Genomic DNA, 22,506 nt, shown 5'->3' on the forward strand with positions numbered 1-22,506 from the left:
TCTTTCTTGTATCCGGGTGTTCGGGCAATAACGTGATCAGGCGGTCAGGCGATCAGACGTTCCAGCACGCCGCGGTAGATGTTCTTCAGGGGTTCGATAAAGCGCACTTCCACGTGCTCGTCGATCTTGTGGATGCTTGCATTGGGTGGCCCGAACTCGATCACCTGCGGGCAGATCTTGGCGATAAAGCGGCCATCCGAGGTGCCGCCGGTGGTGGACAGTTCGGTCTTGACGCCCGTTTCCGCCGCGATGGCACCGGCCAGCGCATCGGAGAGATCGCCGCGCGCGGTCAGGAAGGGCTCGCCACCCAGGGTCCAGGCCAGGTCGTATTCGAGCTGGTGGCGGTCCAGGATCGCATGCACGCGCGCCTTCAGGCCCTCGGGCGTGCTGGCGGTGGAAAAGCGGAAGTTGAAGTCGATGGTGACGTGGCCGGGAATCACGTTGGTGGCGCCGGTGCCAGCGTGGATATTCGACATCTGCCAGGTGGTCGGCGGGAAGTACTCATTGCCCTCGTCCCAGCGCTCGCCGACCAGTTCGGCCAGCGCGGGCGCGGCCAGATGGATGGGGTTCTTCGCCAGGTGCGGGTAGGCGATATGGCCTTGCACGCCCTTCACGGTGAGCTTGCCCGAGAGCGAGCCGCGGCGGCCGTTCTTGACCATGTCGCCGAGCGTGTCGACCGAGGTGGGCTCGCCGATCACGCAGTAATCAAGCCGCTCGCCGCGCGCCTTCAGCGCTTCGACCACCTTGACGGTGCCGTCGTGCGCGGGGCCTTCCTCGTCGCTGGTGATCAGGAACGCGATGGAGCCGGCGTGATCCGGATGCGCCTTGACGAATTCTTCCACGGCCACTACGAAGCCCGCGATCGAGGTCTTCATGTCGGCGGCGCCGCGGCCGTACAGCTTGCCGTCGCGGTGGGAGGGCAGGAAGGGGTCCGAGCCCCATTGCTCCAGCGGGCCGGTGGGCACCACGTCGGTGTGGCCGGCGAAGGCCAGCAGCTTGCCGTCCTGCCCGCGCGTGCCGCGCTTGACGGCCCACAGGTTGGTCACGCGGAAATCGTCCGGGCCGCTGACGATGGCTTCGCAGGCAAAGCCGAGCGCCTTCAGGCGTGTCTCCAGCACGGCCTGGCAGCCTTCATCGGCGGGCGTGACGGAGCGGCGGCGGATCAGGTCTTCGGTGAGGGCGAGTGTGGGGTTCATGGTGGCAGCGAGGAGGCACGTGGCGCCGGAATCCGGCGGGGTGCATTGTTCGAATCTTGCATCCTGGCAGCGCGCATGTCCTGGCGCTGCCATCGGGCTTAAAAGAGGCTTGCGTAATTATCCGGCGAAAACCCCACGCTGACGCTGCCCTTGTGGGCCAGCACAGGACGCTTGATCAGCGAAGGGCTTTGCTGCATCAGCGCAATCGCGCCGGCTTCCTGCTCGGCGCGGGCCTTGTCGGCGTCCGACAGCGCGCGCCAGGTCGTGCCCTTGCGGTTGAGCAGGCTCGCCAGCGGCACATGCGCGAGCCAGCCCCGCAGCATGGCTTCGTCCACGCCTTGCTTCTTGAAGTCGTGGAAGGTGTAGTCCACGCCGTTGGCTTCGAGCCAGGTGCGGGCTTTCTTGACGGTATCGCAGTTGGGAATGCCGTATAGCAGGACAGTCATGGCGAATTCGGGGCCAGCCGGGGCTAGCGCAGCAAGAGGTTGAGGGCGACCACCAGGCCGGCGAGGCCCAGCGCGAAACCGGCCATGGCCACCGCGGTCATCAGGCGCAGCCGGCGGTCCAGCCGCGCGGCCTCGCGGCGCAGGGCCTCGATGGTGATGGCGTGTTGCTCGGCCAGCAGCTTGACGGCCTCGGCCTGCTGCATGGCGGCGTTTTCCAGGTCGGCGATGCGGGCGGCCGCATCGCGCGAGTCCGGGCCGGGCATGTCGGTGCCGCCATCCTTGCGCTTGCCTTTCTTGAGCTTCTCGATGGTCTTGTTGGCCTGTTCGAGGATCGTGGGCAACAGCGAAAGAACGGTGGTGACGGTGGTCGGGTCCAGGGCCATGAGTCGCTTGCGAAGGGCGGGCCAGCTCATGCCGGCGGCGGTGCCCGTGGAACGGGCACCGTTGGGAAGCGGGGGAAGGGGAGTGCTAGTCTGATCCGGCATTCCGGGTCAGACCGGCCGCGCACGCGCGCGGTTCCGGCTTGCGTCTGCTCCCTCTTTTACTGCCGGCGAAATCAGTCGCCGCGCAGCAGGTCGTTCAGGCTGGTCTTGGCGCGGGTCTGCGCGTCCACCTTCTTGACGATCACGGCGCAGTACAGGCTGTACTTGCCGTCCTTGGACGGCAGGTTGCCCGCCACCACCACCGAGCCAGCCGGCACGCGGCCGTAGTGGATCTCGCCGGTTTCGCGGTCATAGATCTTGGTCGACTGGCCGAGGTACACGCCCATCGAGATCACCGAGTTTTCCTCGATGATCACACCTTCCACCACTTCCGAACGCGCGCCGATGAAGCAGTTGTCTTCGATGATGACCGGGTTGGCCTGCAGCGGCTCGAGCACGCCGCCGATGCCGACGCCGCCGGACAGGTGGACGTTCTTGCCGATCTGGGCGCAGGAACCGACGGTGGCCCAGGTGTCGACCATGGTGCCTTCATCGACGTAGGCGCCGATGTTGACGTACGACGGCATCAGCACGGCGTTCCTGGCGATGAACGAGCCACGGCGGGCCACGGCCGGGGGCACCACGCGGAAGCCGCCCTTGGCGAAATCGTCAGCGGTCCAGTTGGCGAACTTGGTCGGCACCTTGTCGTAGAACTGGGCGAATCCGCCGGCGGACATCGGCGCGTTGTCTTCCAGGCGGAACGACAGCAGCACGGCCTTCTTGATCCACTGGTTGACGATCCATTCCTTGCCTTGCTTCTCGGCCACGCGCAGGGCGCCGGTGTCGAGCTGGCCGATCACGTTGGCGACAGCTTCGCGGATGTCGTTGGGGGCGGACTTGGGCGAGAGGCTTGCGCGGTCTTCCCATGCCTGGTCGATCAGGGCTTGCAGTGCTTGCGTCATATGCGTGTTTTCAGTGGTTGATCGTTGTCTACAACAAAACTCAGTGTGTGGCTTGCACGCGGGGCTCAGCCCAGCGACTTGCAGAAGGCGACGATGCGGCGCGCGCCTTCCAGGCATTCCCCGGGCGTGGCCACCAGCGCCATGCGCACGCGGTTGGCGCCCGGGTTGATGCCGTCGGCCTCGCGCGCCAGGAAGCTGCCCGGCAGCACGGTGACGTTCTGTTCGGCCAGCAGGCGGGCGGCGAATTCGGTATCCGTCAGTCCCGTGCGCGAAACATCCGCCCACAGGTAGAAGCCGGCATCGGGCAGGGCCACGTCCAGCACTTCGGCCAGCATCGGCGTGACTTCGGCGAACTTGCGCACATAGGCGGCGCGGTTGTCGCGCACATGGGCCTCGTCGTTCCAGGCTGCCACGCTGGCTGCCTGCACCGCCGGGTTCATGGCGCCGCCGTGATAGGTACGGTATAGCAGGAATTTCTTCAGCAGGGCGGCGTCGCCCGCCACGAAGCCCGAGCGCAGGCCGGGCACATTGGAGCGCTTGGACAGGCTGGAGAACATCACCAGCCGCTCGAAGGGATGGGTGCCTTCGGCGCGGCCCAGCTTGTGCGCCGCTTCCAGCGCGCCCAATGGCGGCTCGCCTTCCTTGAAATAGATTTCCGAGTAGCACTCGTCCGAGGCGATCACGAAGCCGTGACGGTCGGACAGCGCGAACAGCTCGCGCCAGTCTTCCAGCGACAGCACGGCGCCGGTCGGGTTGCCAGGGGAGCACACATAGACCAGTTGCACCCTGGCCCAGGTGTCGTCGGAGATGCGATCGAAGGCCGGGGCGAAATTGCGCGCCGGGTCGCTGTTGGCGAACACCGGGGTGGCGCCGGCCAGCAGCGCCGCGCCTTCGTAGATCTGGTAGAACGGGTTGGGGCAGAGCACCAGCGCGCCAGGCCGGCTGGCGTCGACCACGGTCTGGGCGAAGGCGAACAGCGCCTCGCGCGAGCCGGTCACCGGCAGGACCTGGGTGGCGGCATTGACCGCCGGCAGGCCGTAGCGGCGCTGCAGCCACGCGGCTATGCACTGTCGTAGTGCGTCCGAACCTGCCGTTGTGGGATAATTCGCCAGTCCCGCAAGTGACTCCGACAGCGCCGTCTTGATGAATTCGGGCGTGGGATGCTTGGGTTCGCCAATGCCGAAGCTGATAGCGGGCAACGCGCCGTTCGGTTTGACGTCAGCCAGCATCACGCGCAGTTTTTCGAACGGATAGGGCTGGAGCAGGTCGAGGCGGGGATTCACGGTCAGGTTCAGGCCGGTAGGGCCAAGCTCAAAGCCGGTCATTATAAAGGATTGCCGGGCTTTCCCGCGCGCCCGCAAGGGCCTGGCGGCGCGCCGGATCCATCAGCGCGGCATGATGCAAGCCCCGCTCGCCTGTAGTCACCCGTCCGGCCCGATGCCGGTTACCGGTGGACGGGGCGCCCGTGTGTCCCTGGACGATTTTCCGATACCGAATACAAACAGGCCGCCCACCCGGCGGCCCTATCTCGCTTTTATGAGCAATCTGCCTGCTTCGCCTGCATCTTCCTGCGCCCCGGCCGGTTCCGAGCCGCATGCCTTCAAATCCACTTTATCCATCCTGCTGGGTGCCTCGGTCTGGGGTATCGCCTGGTTTCCGTACCGGCTGCTGGCAGGCTGGGGGCTGGGCGGCATGACGGCGGCGGCGCTGGTCAGCGCGCTGGCCGCGCTGATCGCACTGGCCGCGTTCGCGCGCCACTTGGGCGGCCTGCGCTGGTCGTGGCTGTTTGTCGCCATCGGGCTGGCGGCCGGCGTGACCAACGCCGGGTTCGTGTGGGGCAGCGTCAACGGCCACGTGATGCGGGTCTTGCTGCTGTTCTACCTGACGCCGGTGTGGACGGCCTTGTTCGCCCGCGCCTTCCTTGGCGAGAAGCTGTCCGCGGCCGGCTTGCTGCTGGTGGCGCTGGCGCTGTTTGGCGCGGGCCTGATGCTGTGGACGCCGGAAGTCGGCCTGCCGCTGCCGACGCATGCCGCCGAATGGTCGGGCCTGATCGGCGGCATGGGATTCGCCGTGAACAATGTGCTGTCGCGCCGGGCCGGCCAGCTCTACCCGGAAATGGATGCGCGCCTGCGCACCGTCATGGTCTACCTGGGTTGCACCGCGGTCGGCTTGCCCTGCGCGCTCTGGCTGGAGCCGGGCGGCGTCGCCTTGGCGCCGGCAATCGGCTGGGGCGGCCTGGCGCTGATGCTGGGCCTGGCCGCCACCCTGGTCCTGAGCAATTCGGTGGTCCAGTACGGGTTGCAGCGCCTTCCGGCCAATCGGGTATCCCTGCTGATGCTGTTCGAGATCGTGATCGCGGCGGTGTCGTCGTGGTGGCTGGCGACCGAGACGCTGAGCTGGAAGGAGGCCGCCGGTGGCCTGTGCATCGTGGCGGCCGGCGCCTTGTCCGGGCTGGTGCACCGCGCCAGGGCCAGCGCCGCCGCCGGCGCGGGTGGAGCCGGGGATCCGGCGCTGCAGCCGCAATAGCCAGCGGCCTGGCCTGGTAAGGGCTTAGTAAAGCATCGCCCGCGAGACAACCGCCACCAGCGGCCTGCGTATCGCGCGTTCGACGCCCGCGGGCAGGTGCAGCGGGCGCAGCAGCATCTTGACTGTCATTTCGATCGGCAGGTTGCGCCGGATTACCGCGCTGACCCTGGAATTGAGCTTGCGCACGTCCTTCTGTGGAATATGCTCGGTGCCGCGCTCGATGCGCAGCACATTGCGCAGTGCGATCTCCGCGTCTTCGTTCTTGATCTCCAGCAGGCGGCGCACCAGCGCGCCCAGCACGCGCAGGCGGCCGAGCCGTTCCGCGGCGTTGAAGCTGTTGAAGTAGCGGTAGAAGTGCTTGTAGTGGCGCACTTCGTCGTTGGCGATGCGGCGCGTCAGGCTGCGCAGCACCGGTTCGTCGCTGGCTTGCTCCAGCGCGCGGTAGAGCGCCGCGGTGCCGGTTTCGACTACGCATCGGGCGGCCATTTCAAGTGCTTCTGACGTCTCAAAATTGTCCACCGAGCAGGTGTGGCGGTATTCCTCGAAGAACCGCGCGTAACCGCGTTCCCAGTCGAACTCCGGCCAGACATGTTCCACGTAACGCCGCAGGGCCAGGCCGTGCTGCAGCTCCTCGGCCTCCCAGTGTTCGGACAGCCAGCCGGAAGCCTCCGGATGGGCGGCGTAATAGCCGGCCAGATTGCCGGCGTAAGTGTCCGAGCCGCTCTCAACGAACGAGGCGGACACCAGCAGGTAGAACAACTCCCGATCGGGCCGCACCCGGGCGATGTCGATCGCCCCGAAATCGATCTGGCTGAGAGACCAGGGCAGCGCTTTTGCCGTGGGACCGGCAGCCTGGCCGGGCGAGCTTTCGTGTGATGTCGCCGGTGTGTAGGCGGTCATGCTGGACACTCCCAGAAGAGTAGCGAGGCAGGCTTCGCGTTGTACCGGCGAGAGATGGCGTACTGGCCTCGGAATGAGGGGCGCAATGGGCATCAAAGATCACGCTGACAGTGAAGAGACTAGCATTAACCCTCGGAAGTTTCCCGCAGGGTGCACAAGGCAGTGTCGTTTCCGGCAATACAAGCGCTCCCTGGCATGCGAAACGTCACCCCGGAGTGTGGGGCTGGGACTGTACAAGGTGYATCGGAAATGGCTCAAACACCATTGGGAAATGGCTTCCGCTTAGCCCGGAAAGCGCGCGGACGCGGAAGGCACGATGGTATGATTAGCGCCAACTATCGGGCACAAGAGCCAGGCATGGGGCGCAAGCGGCACGCGTCGCCTGGCTTCTCGTTGAGCCCGGCTTCCTGAACGCTGCATTACGCTAAATACCCCACGACCAACCGTGCGACTGTCCTCGATCAAACTGGCGGGCTTCAAGTCCTTTGTCGATCCCACCAATTTTCAAGTGCCCGGCCAGCTGGTCGGCATCGTCGGTCCCAACGGCTGCGGCAAGTCGAACATCATCGATGCGGTGCGCTGGGTGCTGGGTGAGTCGCGTGCCTCCGAGCTGCGCGGCGAGTCCATGCAGGACGTGATCTTCAATGGCTCCACGGCCCGCAAGCAGGCCGGGCGCGCCAGCGTCGAACTGGTGTTCGACAACCCCGAGGGGCGTGCCGGCGGGCAATGGAGCCAATATGCCGAGATCGCCGTCAAGCGGGTGCTGACCCGCGACGGCACGTCCTCGTACTACATCAATAACCAGGCCGTGCGCCGCCGCGACATCCAGGACATCTTCCTGGGTACCGGCCTGGGGCCGCGCGCCTACGCCATCATCGGGCAGGGCATGATCTCGCGCATCATCGAGGCCAAGCCCGACGACATGCGGATTTTCCTGGAAGAAGCCGCCGGCGTGTCCAAATACAAGGAACGCCGCCGCGAGACCGAAAACCGCCTGTCCGACACACGCGAGAACCTGACCCGCGTCGAAGACATCCTGCGCGAACTCGGCACCAACCTGGACAAGCTCGAAGGCCAGGCCGAAGTGGCCCAGCGCTTCAAGACGCTGCAGTCCGACGGCGAGGAAAAGCAGCACCTGCTGTGGCTGCTGCGCAAGCGCGAGGCGCAGGCCGAGCAGGAACGGCACACGCGCGCCATCGAACAGGCGCAGATCGATCTCGAAGCCCAGACCGCGCAGTTGCGTCACGTCGAGGCCGAACTCGAAACCATGCGCGCCGCGCATTATGCGGCGTCGGACAACATGCACACCGCGCAGGGCGCGCTGTACGAAGCCAATGCCGAGGTCAGCAAGCTCGAGGCCGAGATCCGCTATGTGGTGGAATCGCGCAATCGCGTGCAGGCGCAGATCGCCGCGTTGACCGCGCAGCGCGAGCAGTGGCAGGGCAAGGCCGAGCAGGCCACCGACGCGCTCGCGCAGGCCGAGGAAGAACTGGCGGTGGCGGAAGGCCGCACCGTCGAGGCACAGGAGGCGGTGGCGCACAAGACCGACGAGCTGCCCACGCTGGAAGCCCAGTGGCGCGATGCCCAGACGCTGTCCAACGAGCAGCGCGCCAGCATCATGCAGGCCGAGCAGGCGCTCAAGCTCGAAGCCGCGCAGCAGCGCAGCGCCGACCAGATGCTGCAGCAGCTGGAACAGCGCCGCGAACGCCTGTCCGGCGAGGAGAAGGGGCTCGACCGCCCGGATGAAATCCGCCTGGAAGAGCAGCGCGCCGAACTGGCCGAGCAGGAAGCCGTGCTGGAAGAAGCGCAGGCCATCCTGGCCGATTCCGCCGAAAGCGTGCCGCGCCTGGACGCCGGGCGCCGCAGCGCGCAGGAACGTGTGCAGAGCGAGGCCGCGGCGATCGCATCGCTGGAAGCCCGCCTGGCCGCGCTGAAGCAGCTCCAGGAAAACGTTCAGACCGAAGGCAAGGTGCAGCCCTGGCTGGCCAAGCACGGCCTGGCCGAACTGCCGCGCCTGTGGAAGAAGGTTCATATCGAGCCGGGCTGGGAAAGCGCGCTGGAATCCGTGCTGCGCGAAAAACTCGCCGCGCTCGAAGTCTCCAACCTGGACTGGATCACGTCCTTCCTGTCCGACGCGCCGCCCGCCAAGCTGGCCTTCTACTCGCCGCCGCCGGCCGCACGCCCGCAGGAAACCCCTGCCGGCCTGCGCCCGCTGATGGCGCTGGTGCAGATCACCGAGCCCGGCATCCGGGCCGTGATGCAAGACTGGCTGGCCGATGTCTATACCGCCACCGACATGGCTTCGGCGCTCGCCCAGCGCGCCACGCTGCCGGAAGGCGCATCTTTTGTCGTGGCCGAGGGCCACCTGGTGGGCCGCAGCTCGGTCCACCTCTACGCTGCCGATTCCGAGCAGGCCGGCATGCTGGCTCGCGAGCAGGAAATCGAGAACCTGCAGAAGCAGGCGCGCGCCCAGATGCTGCTGTCGGATGAGGCCAAGAGCCAGGCGGTACGCGCCGAAGCGGCCTACACCCAGGCCAGCGCCGCTCTGACGGAGGCACGCGGGGGCAGCGAGCAGGCCACCCGCCGCGTGCACGCGCTGCAGATGGACGTGCTCAAGCTGTCGCAGGCCATGGAGCGCTATGCCGCGCGCAGCGGCCAGATCCGCGAGGAGCTGGCGGAAATCGGCGCGCAGATCGAAGAGCAGCGCGCCATCCGCGCCGAATCCGAAGCCAGCTTCGAGCATCACGACGCCGCGCTGGCCGAAATGCAGGCCACGCACGAAGACCACCAGATGGCCTTCGAGGCGCTGGACAGCAAGCTGTCTTCGGCACGGCACCAGTTGCGCGATTTCGAGCGCGCGGCGCAGGAAGCCCTGTTCGCCGAGCGCAATCTCGCCAACCGCATCGAAGAGCTGCGCCGCAATATCCAGACAGCCGGCGACCAGTCGGAGCGCCTTGCCCAGTCGCTGGAAGACGCGCGCGCCGAACTGGAAACCATCAACGAGCAGACCGCCCACACCGGCCTGCAGGATGCGCTGGAGCGCCGTGCCGAGAAGGAAGAAAAGCTCCAGCTCGCCCGCACGGAACTCGATGCGCTGTCAGCGCAGCTGCGCCAGTACGACGACCAGCGCCTGGCCGCCGAACGCAGCCTGCAGCCGCTGCGCGACCGCATCACCGAATACCAGTTGAAGGAACAGGCCGCGCGCCTGAACCAGGAGCAGTTCAGCGAACAACTGACCACCGCCGAGGTGGACGAGGACGCGCTGGCCGAGAAGCTGACCCCGGACCTCAAGCCTTCCTACCTGCAAGGCGAAGTCACCCGCCTGAACAACGCCATCAACGCGCTTGGGCCGGTGAACATGGCGGCGCTGGACGAGCTGGCGGCCGCGCGCGAGCGCAAGACCTTCCTCGATGCGCAATCGGCCGACCTGATCGACGCCATCACCACGCTGGAAGACGCGATCCACAAGATCGACCAGGAAACCCGCGCGATGCTGCAGGGGACCTTCGACCAGGTCAACCACCACTTCGGCGAGCTGTTCCCGTCGCTGTTCGGCGGCGGCCAGGCCAAGCTCATCATGACCGGCGACGAAATCCTCGACGCGGGCGTGCAGGTGATGGCGCAGCCGCCAGGCAAGAAGAACTCGACGATTCACCTGCTGTCCGGCGGCGAGAAGGCCCTGACCGCGATTGCGCTGGTGTTCGCCATGTTCCAGCTCAACCCCGCACCGTTCTGCCTGCTCGACGAGGTGGACGCGCCGCTGGACGATGCCAATACCGAGCGCTACGCCAATATGGTGGCGCGCATGTCGGACAAGACCCAGTTTGTTTTCATTTCCCACAATAAAATCGCAATGGAAATGGCACACCAGTTGATTGGCGTGACGATGCAGGAGCAAGGCGTCTCGCGTATCGTCGCCGTGGATATGGACGCAGCGATGTCGATGGCGGAGGCAGCATGACGCTCCAGACTGCCCTTATCGTGGCAGGCATTGTCCTGCTGCTGCTGGTGGTGGCTTATAACCAATGGCAGATCCGCAAGGCGCGCCGCCCGCGCGCGCTGCAGCCCGAGGACGACCTGCCGCCGATGCGCGAGCCGGTGGTCAGCCCGGTGGTGACGCCGGAAGTCAGTGCCAAGCTGCACGAGCCGCCGGCCGCGCATGTCGTCGAGCGGCGCGAGCCCACGCTGTCGGGCTCGCCGCTGGACGCTGCCGCCGTGGCGGCCGGCATGGCCGCCAGTTCGGCGGATGCCGATGAAGCGGTGGCCGACGAAGTCGCCATCGCCGCCGCGCCGGCATCCGGCCATGCCGCCTCGCGCAAGCCAGCGGACGCCGAAGGTGTGCAAGCCGCGGCTGGCCAGCCGGTGGCGCAGGCGCACGCCGAACACGGGGGGCATGCCGAACACGCAGCGCACGAGGAAGGCGAAGGCCACGCGACCGCGCAGCAGGAAGCCGCGCCGCGCAAGGAAGCCTATGTCGAGCCCGCCGTCCCCGACGGCCAGCCCACGCCCGCGGTGATTGATCCGCTGATCGACTGCATCGTGCCGCTGCACCTGGAGCGCAAGAGCTCCGGTGACCGCATCCTGCCGCTCACCGGCCGCCTGCGCCGCGCGGGGACCAAACAGGTGCATATCGAGGGCCTGCGCGCCGAGGCCAATGCGTGGGAAGCGGTCACCGCCGGTCACCAGTACGAAGACCTGCAGGTAGCGGTACAACTCGCCAATCGGGGTGGGGCGCTCAATGCGCTCGAGTTTTCCGAGTTCGTCAACGCGGTGGAAGCGCTGGCGGAGTCGCTCGATGCGTCTGCCGAGCTGCCCGACATGAGCGAGACGGTCGCCAACGGTCGCGAGCTGGATGGGTTTGCCGCAAGCTGCGACGTGCAGCTTGGCGTCAATGTGATCTCCGACGGCGCGCCGTGGTCGGCCGCCTACGTGCAGACTGTGGCGACCCAGGACGGCCTGGTGCTGTCGCGCGACGGCACCCGCTTTACCCGCTACCAGGCCGGCGCCGATGGCGTTCAGCGTGCCTTGTTCACGCTGCAGTTCGGCGACACCAACTTCCTGCGCGACGATCTGACGGCCAAGGCTGGCCGTCAGATCACGCTGCTGCTCGACGTGCCGTCGGCGGCGCAGGCGACCAAGCCGTTCAAGACGGTGTGCGAGTATGGCTACAGCCTGGCGCAGCGCATGGGTGCGCAACTGGTCGACGACAATATGCGGCCGCTGAGCGAGTCGTCCTTCGTCGCCATCTTCGGCCAGCTGCAAACGCTCTACGACAAGCTCGAGGCGCGCGGCATGCCCGCAGGCTCGCCCGTGACCCTACGTTTGTTCAGTCTCTGAAACAGCAGTACGACATCGGATCCGGTCATTCAGCATGAGTTCCCAACGAGAAGGTGCGGCGGCGCAAGCCCCCGCACCTGCCGGCGATTCTCCCGCCGCGCGCGCTGACTGGCTGCGCGCCGAGCTGGAGCGGCATAACTATCAGTATTACGTGCTCGACGCGCCGTCGGTTCCCGATGCGGAATACGACGCGCTGTTCCGCGAGCTGCAGGACATCGAGGCGGCCCATCCCGACTTGCTGACGCCGGAGTCGCCCACCCAGCGCGTGGGCGGACAGCCGCTGTCGGCATTCGACACGGTGCGCCACGCCATTCCGATGCTGTCGCTCAACAACGCCTTCGAAGACGAAGATGTGGTGGCATTCGATCGCCGTTGCGCGCAGGGGCTGGCGCGGACCGCGCCGGCGGAGGGCACGGCCGACCTGTTCGGCACCGCCGATGCCGTGGAATATGCCAGCGAGCTGAAGTTCGATGGCCTGGCCATGTCCTTGCGCTATGAAGACGGCCGGCTGGTGCAGGCCGCCACGCGCGGCGACGGCGAAACCGGCGAAGACGTAACCGTCAATGTCCGCACCATCAAGGCCATTCCGCTGCGTTTGCGCGGGGCGGCGCCGGCGGTGCTGGAAGTGCGCGGCGAGGTCTTCATGTACCGCCGCGAGTTCGACAAGCTCAACGCGCGGCAGGCCGAGGCGGGCGAAAAGACCTTCGTCAATCCGCGCAATGCCGCTGCCGGCAGCCTGCGCCAGCTGGACCCGCGCATCACCGCCAGGCGGCCCCTGTCGTTCTTCGCCTACGGGCTGGGCGAACTGCAGGGCGCGCCGCGTCCCGATACGCACAGCGCCATGCTCGACTGGTTTGCCGGGCTTGGGATGCCGGTCTGCGCGGAACGCGCGGTAGTGCGCGGCGCCGAGGGGCTGCTGGACTTCTACCGTGGCGTGGGCGAGCGCCGTGGCAGCTTGCCGTACGACATCGATGGCGTGGTGTACAAGGTTAATGCGCTGGCGGAGCAGGAGCAGCTCGGTTTCGTGTCGCGCGCGCCGCGCTTTGCCCTGGCGCACAAGTTTCCCGCCCAGGAAATGACCACGGTGGTCGAGGACATTGAAGTGCAGGTTGGCCGCACCGGCGCCATCACGCCGGTGGCACGGCTGGCGCCGGTGTTCGTGGGCGGCGTGACCGTGACCAATGCCACGCTGCACAACGAGGACGAGATCCGCCGCAAGGACGTCCATATCGGCGATACCGTGATCGTGCGGCGCGCCGGCGATGTGATTCCGGAAGTGGTGGCGGTGGTGCCGGAGCGCCGGCCCGCCGATGCCCGCGCCTTTGTCATGCCGACAACGTGCCCCGTGTGCGGATCGCATATCGAAAAGCTGGAAGGCGAGGTGATCGCGCGCTGCACCGGCGGGCTGATCTGCGCGGCGCAGCGCAAGCAGGCGCTGCTGCATTTCGCGCAACGCCGCGCCATGGATATCGAGGGCCTGGGCGATAAGGTAGTCGAGCAACTGGTCGACCTGGGCATCGTGCATACGCCCGCCGACCTGTACAAGCTCGGCGTCGCCAAGCTGGCAGCGCTGGACCGGATGGCCGACAAGTCGGCCACCAACCTGGTGGCGGCCATCGAAGTGTCGCGTGAGACCACGCTTAACCGCTTCATCTTCGCGCTGGGCATCCGCCATGTGGGCGAGGCGACGGCCAAGGACCTGGCCAAGCACTTCGGCAAGCTGGATGGCCTGCTGGCCGCCGATGAGGCCGCCTTGCTGGAGGTCAACGACGTAGGCCCGGTGGTGGCGCAGTCGATCGCCAACTTCCTTGCCGAGCCGCACAATGTGGAAGTCATCGAGCAATTGCGCGCGGCCGGCGTGCACTGGCAGGAAAGCGAACCGGCGGCGCGCGCCGCGCCCGCGCCGCTGGCCGGCAAGACCTTCGTGCTCACCGGCACGCTGCCCACGCTGTCGCGCGAGGCCGCCAAGGAAATGCTGGAAGCCGCCGGCGCCAAGGTGGCCGGTTCGGTGTCGAAGAAGACCGACTACGTGGTGGCCGGCGCGGAAGCTGGCAGCAAACTGGAAAAGGCCGAGGCGCTCGGCGTGCCCGTGCTTGACGAGGCCGCCATGCTGGCCTTGCTGGCCGAGATTCAAACCGGAGATCAAGGATGATCCGTGACATTCTAAAGATGGGCGACCCACGCCTGCTGCAGGTAGCGCGCCCGGTCACGCGCTTCAATACGCCGGAGTTGCGGCTGCTGATCGACGATATGTTCGACACCATGGATCACGCCAACGGCGCTGGCCTCGCCGCGCCGCAGATCGGCGTGGACCTCCAGGTGGTGATCTTCGGTTTCGATCGCAATCCGCGCTATCCGGATGCGCCGACCGTGCCCAAGACCGTGCTGATCAATCCCGAGCTGACGCCGATTGGCGAGGAGCAGGACGAGGCCTGGGAAGGCTGCCTGTCGGTACCGGGCTTGCGTGGCGTGGTGCCTCGCTATACCCGGCTGAAGTACACCGGATTCGACATGATGGGGGCGCGCATCGAGCGGGTGGCGGAGGACTTCCATGCGCGGGTGGTGCAGCATGAATGCGATCACCTGCAGGGTATCCTTTATCCCATGCGAGTGCGGGATTTCACGCGATTCGGCTTTACCGAGGTACTGTTCCCCGAGTTGCCTCCCAATAGCGACGACTGATCGCTTCGCCCGGCGCGGCGGGGGCCTTCCCGTCGCCGCGCTTCCTGGCGCGGTGCGACTTCACCAACGAGAATGGAGCGGCGGCCAGGCGTTGTGCCGCTTCGGTATCAGGAGACGGGACATGAGGACATTGCGCCGTGGGCGTTACGCGCCGATCGCGCTGCTTGCGCTCGCGGTCGCCGCGCAGTTCGGCTGCGCGGCGACCGGCGTGGACAACGGTGCCGCGCAGGCCAGGCCGGCAACCGCCGCGGCGCCACAGGCGGCGGCCTCCCACTGGCAGCGCGTAAAGCTTGGCACGGGCGCGCAGACCTACGATTTCCCGGTCTATGCCAACCATCCGCTGGACGGTGATCTGAGCGGCATCCGCGAGGTGATCTTTGTTCAGCACGGGCTGCAGCGTAACGGCGACGACTACTTCGCCGCCGGCGCGGACTTGCTCAGGCAAACCGGCCGCAATCCCGACGAGGTGCTGCTGCTGGCGCCCAATTTCCCCGGCACGCCGGACGTGGCCAAGGGCAAGGTCTTCGACCATATGCCGGTGTGGAGCGTGCAGGGCTGGATGGGCGGCGAGGATGCCCTCAACCCACCGTACTCGACCAGCTCGCTGCAGGTGCTGGACGATCTCGTCGGCATGGTGACCGACAAGCGCCGCTTCCCGGCCGTGACCCGCGTAACGATTGCCGGCCATTCGGGCGGCGCGCAACTGGTGCACCGCTATGCGGTACTGAACAATGTCGACGAGCGCATTCGCGCGGGCGGTATCGACCTGCGCTACGTGGTGGCGAATCCTTCGTCGTATCTCTATTTCACGCCGGAGCGCCCGAGCGGCAAGGGCTTCGCACGCTATGACACGGCCATTTGCGCGGACTACGACAAATACCGGTACGGCATGCGCGACATGGTGCCGTATGCGCGCGGCGCGACGGGCGACGCGCTGTTCCGCCGCTATCTGCAGCGCCAGGTGACCTATCTGGTGGGGACGGAAGACAACGACCCCAACCACCGCGTGCTCGACAAGGCCTGCGGCGCCGAAGCCGAAGGCCCGACCAGGCTGGAGCGGGCGCGCGGCTACCTGCGCTACGAGCGCTATCTTGCCGCCCCGTTGGGCAGCCAGCGCCCGCCGGTCCGCCACCAGGCCTTCGAGGTGGTCGGCGTCGGCCATAACCAGGGGCGCATGCTTGGCTCGCAATGCGGGGCGAAAGCGGTATTCGGGCTGGCGGAGACGGCCAATGCCGATGGCGCGGCTTGCCGGGCGCCGCAGCTATGAGGTGACGGGAGTGGGGCAGGGCGCTGGCACGCGCCGATCAGTGTGAACGCTGGCGGCCACCTGGCCGCCAGCGTTCAGGGCAAGGCGCTCAGAACTTCTCGAACGCGCCGAGGAAGCGCCACTGGCCGACCGGCAGGTCGCCCAGCACGATGCGGCCCATGCGCACGCGCTTCAGGCCCACGACCCGCAGGCCGACCTGTTCGCACATGCGGCGGATCTGCCGCTTCTTGCCCTCGCGCAGCACGAAGCGCAATTGCTCCTCGTTCTGCCAGCTGACCTTGGCCGGCTTGAGCGCCTCGCCGTCCAGGGACAGGCCGTGGCGCAGCTTCTCGATCAGCTCCGCGGGGAAGACTTTCGAGATATCGCGCTCGACCAGGCCTTCGGGCGAATCCCAGCTCACCCGCACCAGGTATTCCTTCTCCACCGTCGAGTCTTCACCGATCAGGTGGCGCGCAACGCGGCCGTCCTGGGTCAGCACCAGCAGGCCGGTGGAGTCGATGTCGAGCCGGCCGGCGGGGGCCAGGCTCTTGCGCTGCCACGGGGCGAAGCGCTTGCGGGTGGGGTCGAGTTCCCACTGGTTCTCCGGCGCGAACAGCACCGCGGCCGGCTCATAGCCGTCCTCGGCCTGGCCCGACACGTAGCCGACGGGCTTGTGCAGCAACACGGTCACGCGTTCGCCCTGCTCGGAGCGGGCAGCCTGGTGGATCTCGATGTTGGCGTCCGGGCTGATGCGCGAGCCGAGTTCAGTGACGGGCTGGCCGTCGACCAGCACCCAGCCGCGCGGAATCCATTCGTCGGCTTCGCGGCGCGAGCACAGGCCGAGTTCCGACATCCGCTTGGACAGGCGTACCAGGCCATCGGAGCTGGGCTGGGGCGCATGCCGCGCGGGCGCGGCGCGCTCCGCGCCCGTGCCCTGGCCGGCATCGTGCGCGCGGCGCGGACGGCTTTGTCCTTCGCCGGGGGCGAAGTTGCGCGGGCGATCATTGCCTTCGCCGGCAAAGCGGCGCGGGCGATCCTGGCTTTCACCGGGGGCGAAACGGCGCAGACGATCCTGACCTTCGCCGGGGGTGAAGCGGCGCGGACGATCCTGACCTTCTCCAGGGGTGAAGCGGCGGGGGCGATCCTGGCCTTCGCCGGGGGCGAAACGGCGCGGACGATCCTGGCCTTCACCGGAGTCGAAACGGCGCGGGCGATCATTACYTTCGCCAGCAAAGCGGCGGGGACGATCCTGACCTTCGCCAGGGCCGAAACGGCGGGGGCGATCCTGGCCTTCACCGGGGGTGAAACGGCGCGGGCGGTCCTGGCCTTCACCGGGACCGAAATTGCGCGGGCGATCATTRCCTTCGCCAGCAAAGCGGCGGGGACGATCCTGACCTTCGCCRGGGCCGAAACGGCGGGGGCGATCCTGGCCTTCACCGGGGGTGAAACGGCGCGGGCGGTCCTGACCCTCACCTGAGTCGAAACGGCGCGGGCGATCCTGGCCTTCGCCAGCAAAGCGGCGGGGACGATCCTGGCCTTCACCGGGGGGGAAACGGCGCGGGCGGTCCTGGCCTTCGCCAGCAAAGCGCCGCGGACGATCCTGCCCTTCGCCTGAACCGAAACGGCGCGGACGGTCGTCGCCTTCGCCGGCAAAGCGGCGGGGACGGTCCTGGCCTTCACCGGTGCGCGGGCCACGTGGCGGGCGCTGGGCACCGTCTTCCGCCTTCTTGCGCGAGCGCTCGCCGCCGCCGGCGCGCTCCTGTGCCTGCTTGATGCCGTCGACCACGGCGCGTACGCGACCGCGGTTCAGGTCTGACACGCGCACCGGCCGGGTGGCGCCGGGTTTGCGGGCGTTGCCTTCGGAGGCGGCCTTGATGCCCAGCGTCTTGCGCTTGGGCGAATTGCTATCGGTCATATCTTCTATGTGGGGCGTCCGGCCTAGATGGCCAGCGCCGCCAGCAGGTCCTGTTCGAGCTGTAACTGCAGTTTGTTATCCGAGGCGAGGCGGCTGCCGTCGACCAGGAAAACGTCTTCCACCCGCTCACCGAGCGTGTTGATGCGGGCGGTATGCACCGAGATGCGATGTTTGGCCAATACGCGCGAGATGGCGTACAAAAGACCGGTGCGGTCGTTGGCCGAGAGCGACAGCAGGTAATACTGGCCGCGCTCGTCGGCACGCAGGTCGACACGCGGCTTGATCGGGAAGCTGCGCGACTGGCGCGACAGCCGTCCCTGGGTGGGTTCCGGCAGGGCAGCCTGCTGCTGCAGGCGCTCGGCCAGTTCGTGCTCTACCAGCGCAATGATGTCGCGGTAATTGCCGCTCGCATCGCTGCTGATGCCCGGATCGGTTACCTGGAAGGTATCGAGCGCGTAGCCGTGCCGGGTGGTGTGGATCTTGGCTTCCTGGATGGAGAAGCTCTTGCGTTCGAAATAGCCGCAGATGCGGGCGAATACGTCGGGCTGGTCCTTGACGTAGACCGCTACCTGCAGGCCTTCGCCGGCGGGCGACAGGCGCGCCTTGACCACCGGCGTTGGGCTGTCCACCTTGTTGTACAGGTGGCGCGTGAGCCAGGCGATGTCGCGCGCATCGTGGCGCAGGAAAAAGGCSACGTCGAGCTGGGCCCACARCGGCTTGCCCAGTTCCGGGTCAAACGCCTTGAGCCGTAGCTGGGCGATCGTGTCGTCCCTGCGCTGCGCCCACAGCGAATGCGGATCGACGCGGGCGCCGCCCAGCACGCGCAGCGTGATGCGGTAGAGGTCTTCCAGCAGTTTGCCTTTCCACGCGTTCCACACCTTGGGGCTGGTGCCGCGGATATCGGCCACGGTCAGCAGGTAGAGCGCGGTCAGGTTGCGCTCGGTGCCGACCACCCGCGCGAACGCATGGATCACGTCGGCATCGGTCAGGTCCTGCTTCTGCGCCACATGGCTCATGGTCAGGTGATGCTCGACCAGCCAGGCGATCAGGTCGGTATCCTCGCGGCCGATGCCGTGCTGCTTGCAAAAGCGCCGCGCATCGGCGGTGCCGAGCTTGGAGTGGTCGCCGCCGCGGCCTTTGGCGATATCGTGGAACAGCGCAGCCACCCACAGCACCCAGGGACGGTCGAAGGTTGCCATCAACTGGCTGCAGAAGGGGAACTCGTGGGTGTGCTCGACAATGGCGAAGCGGCGCATGTTGCGCACCACCATCAGGATGTGCTGGTCCACCGTATAGACGTGGAACAGGTCGTGCTGCATCTGCCCGACGATGCGGCGGAAGTTGATCAGGTAGCGGCCCAGCACGCTGGTCTGGTTCATCAGCCGCAGCGCGTGGGTGATGCCCTGCGGCTCCTGCACGATGGCAAGGAACAGGCGGCGGTTTTCCGGATCGTTGCGCCAGCCGGCATCCATCACCGTGCGGGCGTTGTACAGGCCGCGCAGCGTGCGGGGCGACAGGCCCTTGACGCCGGGTGTGCGCTCGTACACCAGGAAGGTTTCCAGGATGGCGTGGGGTTCGCGCTCGTAGAGATCGTCGCTGGTGATCTCCAGCATGCCCTGGCGTTCCACGAAGCGCTCGTTGATGACGCGCGTCACCTTGGATTCGCTGGGGAACAGCATGGCCTCGATATTGAGCAGCAGCACGATATTGAGCTGCGTGACCGCCTTGGCCGCCCAGTAGTAACGGCGCATCAGCTGCTCGCTGGCGCGCTTGTTGTTGTTCTGGCGGTAGCCGAAGGCCTCGGCCAGCGCGGTCTGCAGGTCGAACACCAATACGTCCTGGCGGCGTCCGGCGACCAGGTGCAGGCGCGCGCGGATGGTCTTGAGCAGTCGCTCGTTGCGCGCCAGTTCCTGCGCTTCGCGTTCGCTCAGCAGGTCGCGCTCGAACAGTTCTTTCCAGCTATCCCCCAGGCCCGCCGCCTTGGTCATCCACAGGATGACCTGCAGGTCGCGCAGGCCGCCGGGGCTTTCCTTGCTGTTGGGTTCGAGCGAGTAGGGCGTGTCCTGATATTTGGCATGGCGCTGGCGCATTTCCAGCAGCTTGGCCTGGAAGAAGGCGCGCGGGTCCAGGTCGGCCTGGTAGCGCGTCTGCAGCTCGGTGAAGAGCGCGCGGTTGCCCGTCAGCAGGCGCGCTTCGAGCAGGGACGTCTGGATGGTCACGTCCTGGCGCGATTCGCGGATGCAGTCGTCCACGGTACGCACGGCGGAGCCGATTTCGAGCCCGAGATCCCAGCACAGGCCGATGAACTTCTCCAGCCGTTCGGTGGTGTCCTGGTCGGGTTCCGACGGCAGCAGCAGCAGCACGTCCACGTCGGAATACGGGAACAGTTCGCCGCGCCCGTAGCCCCCCACGGCCACCAGCGCGCTATGCGCCGGCAGGCCCAGTCCGCGCCAGGCTTCGGTCAGCGCGTTGTCCACCGCGCGCCGCAGGCGCGTCAGCAGCTGGCCGACGTGGCCGTGCGCGTTGAAATCCTCGAACACGGCTTGCTTGTCGGCTTTGAGCTGATCGCGAACACGGGTGGCGAGGATGAGTTCCGGCGTGGCGTCCATGGCTGGGGCTGAGTGCATCGAAGGGACGGCTGAAATAAGAAGGGCGCCAACTTTGGCGCCCGTAGCGTCAGGCTGCGACAGAATCCGTAATGAAGGCGGGTGGCGCCTGCGTACCCTCGGAGACCGTCAGCACGTCATAGCCGGTCTCGGTCACCAGGATGGTGTGCTCCCATTGCGCCGACAGGCTGCGGTCGCGGGTCTTGACGGTCCAGTGGTCTGGCATGGTGCGGATGTCGCGCTTGCCGGCGTTGACCATCGGCTCGATCGTGAAGATCATGCCGGCCTGGATCTCCATGCCGGTGCCCGGGCGGCCGTAATGCAGGATCTGCGGGTCTTCGTGGAAGTTCTTGCCGATGCCGTGGCCGCAGTATTCGCGCACCACGGTATAGCCGGCGGCTTCCGCATGGACCTGGATCACATGGCCGATGTCGCCGAGGCGGGCACCGGGGCGCACCTGGGCGATGCCTTTCCACATGCACTCGAACGTGATCTGGGCCAGGCGCTTGGCCAGGATCGAGCCCTCGCCGGCGATGAACATGCGGCTGGTGTCGCCGTAGTAGCCTTCCTTGGTGATCACGGTGATATCGAGATTGACCGCGTCGCCGGACTTCAGCACGCGCTCGCCCGGGATGCCGTGGCAGATCACGTCGTTGACCGAGGTGCAGATGGCGCCAGGGAAGGGGGGGTAGCCCGGGGGCGCATAATTCAGCGGCGCCGGCACCGTGCCCTGCACATCGCGCATATAGGCGTGGCACAGCCGGTCGAGTTCGCCGGTGGTGACGCCCGGCTTGACGAAGGGCGTGATGTAGTCGAGGACCTCGGAGGCCAGCCGGCAGGCTACCCGCATTTGGGCGATGTCGTCGGCGTTCTTGATATGGATGCTCATGCTACTCGCAAAAGTGGCGGCGAAGCCACTGGCTGCGCCTTAATTCGAATCTGAAAGTGGGATTATCGCACCATCGGGCATCGACCGCAGCCGAAAACGGGCTGCGCCGGATGCGGGCGCGGTCCGGGCGGGCGGCGCAAGCGCGGGGAGGCGCGCGAGGCGCCCCGGGGCTTTCCGACGGCTGCCCACCTTCCCCATCATAGTTAGCCTCTTGAGCGAAGTCCTGTTTTGTTGCTACAATCTTGGGCTGGCTTTCTTTCGGCTTTTCGTCACCCGGCGATGCATGCGGTGGCGTGGCTGGTGGTTGCTAGGCCGGGCACGTTACTTGTTGTTGCGTGTTCGCTTTGTTTGCAGGCGCCCGGCGCTTGTGAATTGTTTGAAGTTTGAAATTGCGAGTCCGTCCATCCGGGGTGTTCCTTTTCAGGAATGTCGGGGCGGCCTTCAGACCTAACCCTTTTGGAGATTTTCATGTCCGTTACCATGCGCGAAATGCTGGAAGCCGGTTGCCACTTCGGCCACCAAACCCGCTTCTGGAACCCCAAGATGGCTCCGTACATCTTCGGCCATCGCAACAAGATCCATATTATCAACCTCGAAAAGACGTTGCCGATGTTCCAGGACGCGCTGAAGTACGTGCGTCAACTGGCAGCAAACCGCGGCACCGTGCTGTTCGTGGRCACCAAGCGTCAATCGCGCGAAATCCTGGCTGAAGAAGCAGGCCGCGCAGGCATGCCTTACGTCGACGCCCGCTGGCTCGGCGGCATGATGACCAACTTCAAGACCGTCAAGATCTCGATCAAGCGCCTGAAGGACATGGAAGCCGCCAAGGAAGCCGGCGCGCTGGAAACCATGAGCAAGAAGGAAGCGCTGATGTTCGAGCGCGAAATGGACAAGCTGCAAAAGTCCATCGGCGGCATCAAGGACATGAACGGCGTGCCTGACGCTATCTTCGTGGTCGACGTCGGCTACCACAAGATTGCCGTGACCGAAGCCAAGAAGCTGGGCGTGCCCGTGATCGGCGTGGTCGATACCAACCACTCGCCGGAAGGCATCGACTATGTGATCCCCGGTAACGACGACTCGAGCAAGGCAGTTGCCCTGTACGTGCGCGGCGTGGCCGACGCGATCCTGGAAGGCCGTGCAAACGCCGTGCAGGACGTGGTTGAAGCCGCTCGCGGCGGCGACGATTTCGTCGAAGTCGAAGAAGCCTAAGCGCTTGCTGCCGAAAGGACCCCGTACCGCGCGCACAGCAAGCTGACCATCACCGCTAGCCGACCGGCCCCTGGGCCGGTGCGCTGCGCGCAGCCGGGGCTTTCCGGCAATCAAGGGGGCGAATCTTACGCCCCCTTTTTTCGAATTGTTGTCATCCGCCGCAGGCA

Annotated in this window: 16 protein-coding genes and 1 pseudogene; 7 read left to right on the forward strand and 10 right to left on the reverse strand. The window is 66.6% G+C overall.

The annotated features are described in order from the left end of the window. Window positions 1–44 precede the first annotated feature (44 nt). From dapE to dapC, 5 genes are all read right to left on the reverse strand, one after another. Complete coding sequence (dapE, locus tag AC1DN0_RS10905; protein WP_045241502.1) at window positions 45–1,196, reverse strand: succinyl-diaminopimelate desuccinylase; 1,152 nt, start codon at window positions 1,194–1,196, stop codon at window positions 45–47. A gap of 98 nt (window positions 1,197–1,294) precedes the next feature. Next, window positions 1,295–1,642 carry an ArsC family reductase gene (locus AC1DN0_RS10910; protein ID WP_441633423.1) on the reverse strand — a complete coding sequence of 116 codons (348 nt, stop codon included), beginning with the start codon at window positions 1,640–1,642 and terminating at the stop codon, window positions 1,295–1,297. Window positions 1,643–1,665: 23 nt separating this feature from the next. Beyond that, window positions 1,666–2,025 carry a hypothetical protein gene (locus AC1DN0_RS10915; RefSeq protein WP_441633425.1) on the reverse strand — a complete coding sequence of 120 codons (360 nt, stop codon included), beginning with the start codon at window positions 2,023–2,025 and terminating at the stop codon, window positions 1,666–1,668. A gap of 173 nt (window positions 2,026–2,198) precedes the next feature. Further along, entirely contained in the window at window positions 2,199–3,026 is an 828-nt protein-coding gene (gene dapD / locus AC1DN0_RS10920) for a 2,3,4,5-tetrahydropyridine-2,6-dicarboxylate N-succinyltransferase (protein ID WP_441633427.1), read from the reverse strand. A 65-nt stretch (window positions 3,027–3,091) separates the two neighbouring features. Next, entirely contained in the window at window positions 3,092–4,309 is a 1,218-nt protein-coding gene (gene dapC, locus AC1DN0_RS10925; protein ID WP_441633445.1) for a succinyldiaminopimelate transaminase, read from the reverse strand. A 253-nt stretch (window positions 4,310–4,562) separates the two neighbouring features. Between dapC and AC1DN0_RS10930 the strand changes: the two genes are divergently transcribed. After that, window positions 4,563–5,552, forward strand: a complete 990-nt coding sequence (locus AC1DN0_RS10930; RefSeq protein ID WP_441633429.1) for a DMT family transporter — start codon at window positions 4,563–4,565, stop codon at window positions 5,550–5,552. A gap of 24 nt (window positions 5,553–5,576) precedes the next feature. Here AC1DN0_RS10930 and AC1DN0_RS10935 read toward each other — a convergent pair whose 3' ends face one another. Then, on the reverse strand, window positions 5,577–6,452 hold the full coding sequence (locus tag AC1DN0_RS10935; RefSeq protein WP_441633431.1) for a ferritin family protein: 876 nt from the start codon (window positions 6,450–6,452) through the stop codon (window positions 5,577–5,579). Between the two features lie 445 nt (window positions 6,453–6,897). On the opposite strand from AC1DN0_RS10935, the gene smc reads away from it, so the two are divergent. From smc to AC1DN0_RS10960, 5 genes are all read left to right on the forward strand, one after another. Continuing rightward, window positions 6,898–10,413 carry a chromosome segregation protein SMC gene (gene smc, locus AC1DN0_RS10940; protein ID WP_441633433.1) on the forward strand — a complete coding sequence of 1,172 codons (3,516 nt, stop codon included), beginning with the start codon at window positions 6,898–6,900 and terminating at the stop codon, window positions 10,411–10,413. Continuing rightward, the gene (locus AC1DN0_RS10945) at window positions 10,410–11,789 is read left to right on the forward strand and encodes a cell division protein ZipA C-terminal FtsZ-binding domain-containing protein (RefSeq protein ID WP_441633435.1); all 1,380 of its coding nucleotides are present in this window, start codon (window positions 10,410–10,412) and stop codon (window positions 11,787–11,789) included. Before smc ends, AC1DN0_RS10945 begins: the two co-directional genes overlap by 4 nt. Before the next feature lie 34 nt (window positions 11,790–11,823). Beyond that, on the forward strand, window positions 11,824–13,941 hold the full coding sequence (ligA, locus tag AC1DN0_RS10950) for an NAD-dependent DNA ligase LigA (RefSeq protein ID WP_477102506.1): 2,118 nt from the start codon (window positions 11,824–11,826) through the stop codon (window positions 13,939–13,941). Further along, the gene (def, locus tag AC1DN0_RS10955; protein ID WP_035864901.1) at window positions 13,938–14,471 is read left to right on the forward strand and encodes a peptide deformylase; all 534 of its coding nucleotides are present in this window, start codon (window positions 13,938–13,940) and stop codon (window positions 14,469–14,471) included. Before ligA ends, def begins: the two co-directional genes overlap by 4 nt. Window positions 14,472–14,592: 121 nt before the next feature. Further along, window positions 14,593–15,738 (forward strand): hypothetical protein, encoded by a 1,146-nt coding sequence (locus tag AC1DN0_RS10960; RefSeq protein ID WP_441633439.1) that lies wholly within the window; start codon window positions 14,593–14,595, stop codon window positions 15,736–15,738. Window positions 15,739–15,826: 88 nt separating this feature from the next. Here the strand turns inward: AC1DN0_RS10960 and AC1DN0_RS10965 are convergent, their stop codons facing one another. The 4 genes and pseudogenes from AC1DN0_RS10965 to AC1DN0_RS10980 all read right to left on the reverse strand — a co-directional run bounded on the left by AC1DN0_RS10965 (window position 15,827) and on the right by AC1DN0_RS10980 (window position 21,597). After that, window positions 15,827–17,632, reverse strand: a complete 1,806-nt coding sequence (locus tag AC1DN0_RS10965; protein ID WP_477145714.1) for a pseudouridine synthase — start codon at window positions 17,630–17,632, stop codon at window positions 15,827–15,829. Between the two features lie 23 nt (window positions 17,633–17,655). Beyond that, window positions 17,656–20,259: a [protein-PII] uridylyltransferase gene (locus AC1DN0_RS10970; protein WP_477111677.1), complete on the reverse strand. Its 2,604-nt coding sequence runs from the start codon at window positions 20,257–20,259 to the stop codon at window positions 17,656–17,658. Window positions 20,260–20,308: 49 nt separating this feature from the next. Then, window positions 20,309–21,130 (reverse strand): annotated as a pseudogene (gene map, locus AC1DN0_RS10975) (type I methionyl aminopeptidase); the annotation flags it as partial. A 266-nt stretch (window positions 21,131–21,396) separates the two neighbouring features. Next, window positions 21,397–21,597: a hypothetical protein gene (locus AC1DN0_RS10980; protein ID WP_441631998.1), complete on the reverse strand. Its 201-nt coding sequence runs from the start codon at window positions 21,595–21,597 to the stop codon at window positions 21,397–21,399. Between AC1DN0_RS10980 and rpsB the strand changes: the two genes are divergently transcribed. Further along, complete coding sequence (gene rpsB / locus AC1DN0_RS10985; protein WP_477145715.1) at window positions 21,596–22,339, forward strand: 30S ribosomal protein S2; 744 nt, start codon at window positions 21,596–21,598, stop codon at window positions 22,337–22,339. The genes AC1DN0_RS10980 and rpsB overlap by 2 nt on opposite strands. The last annotated feature ends 167 nt before the right edge of the window (window positions 22,340–22,506 follow it).

Source organism: Cupriavidus sp. 05N39 (assembly GCF_056397325.1).

Bases quoted from the DNA above. Each gene is read 5' to 3' on its own strand.
- dapE (WP_045241502.1), bottom strand. From the start codon at position 1,196: ATGAACCCCACACTCGCCCTCACCGAAGACCTGATCCGCCGCCGCTCC.
- AC1DN0_RS10910 (WP_441633423.1), bottom strand. From the start codon at position 1,642: ATGACTGTCCTGCTATACGGCATTCCCAACTGCGATACCGTCAAGAAA.
- AC1DN0_RS10915 (WP_441633425.1), bottom strand. From the start codon at position 2,025: ATGGCCCTGGACCCGACCACCGTCACCACCGTTCTTTCGCTGTTGCCC.
- dapD (WP_441633427.1), bottom strand. From the start codon at position 3,026: ATGACGCAAGCACTGCAAGCCCTGATCGACCAGGCATGGGAAGACCGC.
- AC1DN0_RS10930 (WP_441633429.1), top strand. From the start codon at position 4,563: ATGAGCAATCTGCCTGCTTCGCCTGCATCTTCCTGCGCCCCGGCCGGT.
- AC1DN0_RS10935 (WP_441633431.1), bottom strand. From the start codon at position 6,452: ATGACCGCCTACACACCGGCGACATCACACGAAAGCTCGCCCGGCCAG.
- AC1DN0_RS10945 (WP_441633435.1), top strand. From the start codon at position 10,410: ATGACGCTCCAGACTGCCCTTATCGTGGCAGGCATTGTCCTGCTGCTG.
- ligA (WP_477102506.1), top strand. From the start codon at position 11,824: ATGAGTTCCCAACGAGAAGGTGCGGCGGCGCAAGCCCCCGCACCTGCC.
- def (WP_035864901.1), top strand. From the start codon at position 13,938: ATGATCCGTGACATTCTAAAGATGGGCGACCCACGCCTGCTGCAGGTA.
- AC1DN0_RS10960 (WP_441633439.1), top strand. From the start codon at position 14,593: ATGAGGACATTGCGCCGTGGGCGTTACGCGCCGATCGCGCTGCTTGCG.
- AC1DN0_RS10980 (WP_441631998.1), bottom strand. From the start codon at position 21,597: ATGAAAATCTCCAAAAGGGTTAGGTCTGAAGGCCGCCCCGACATTCCT.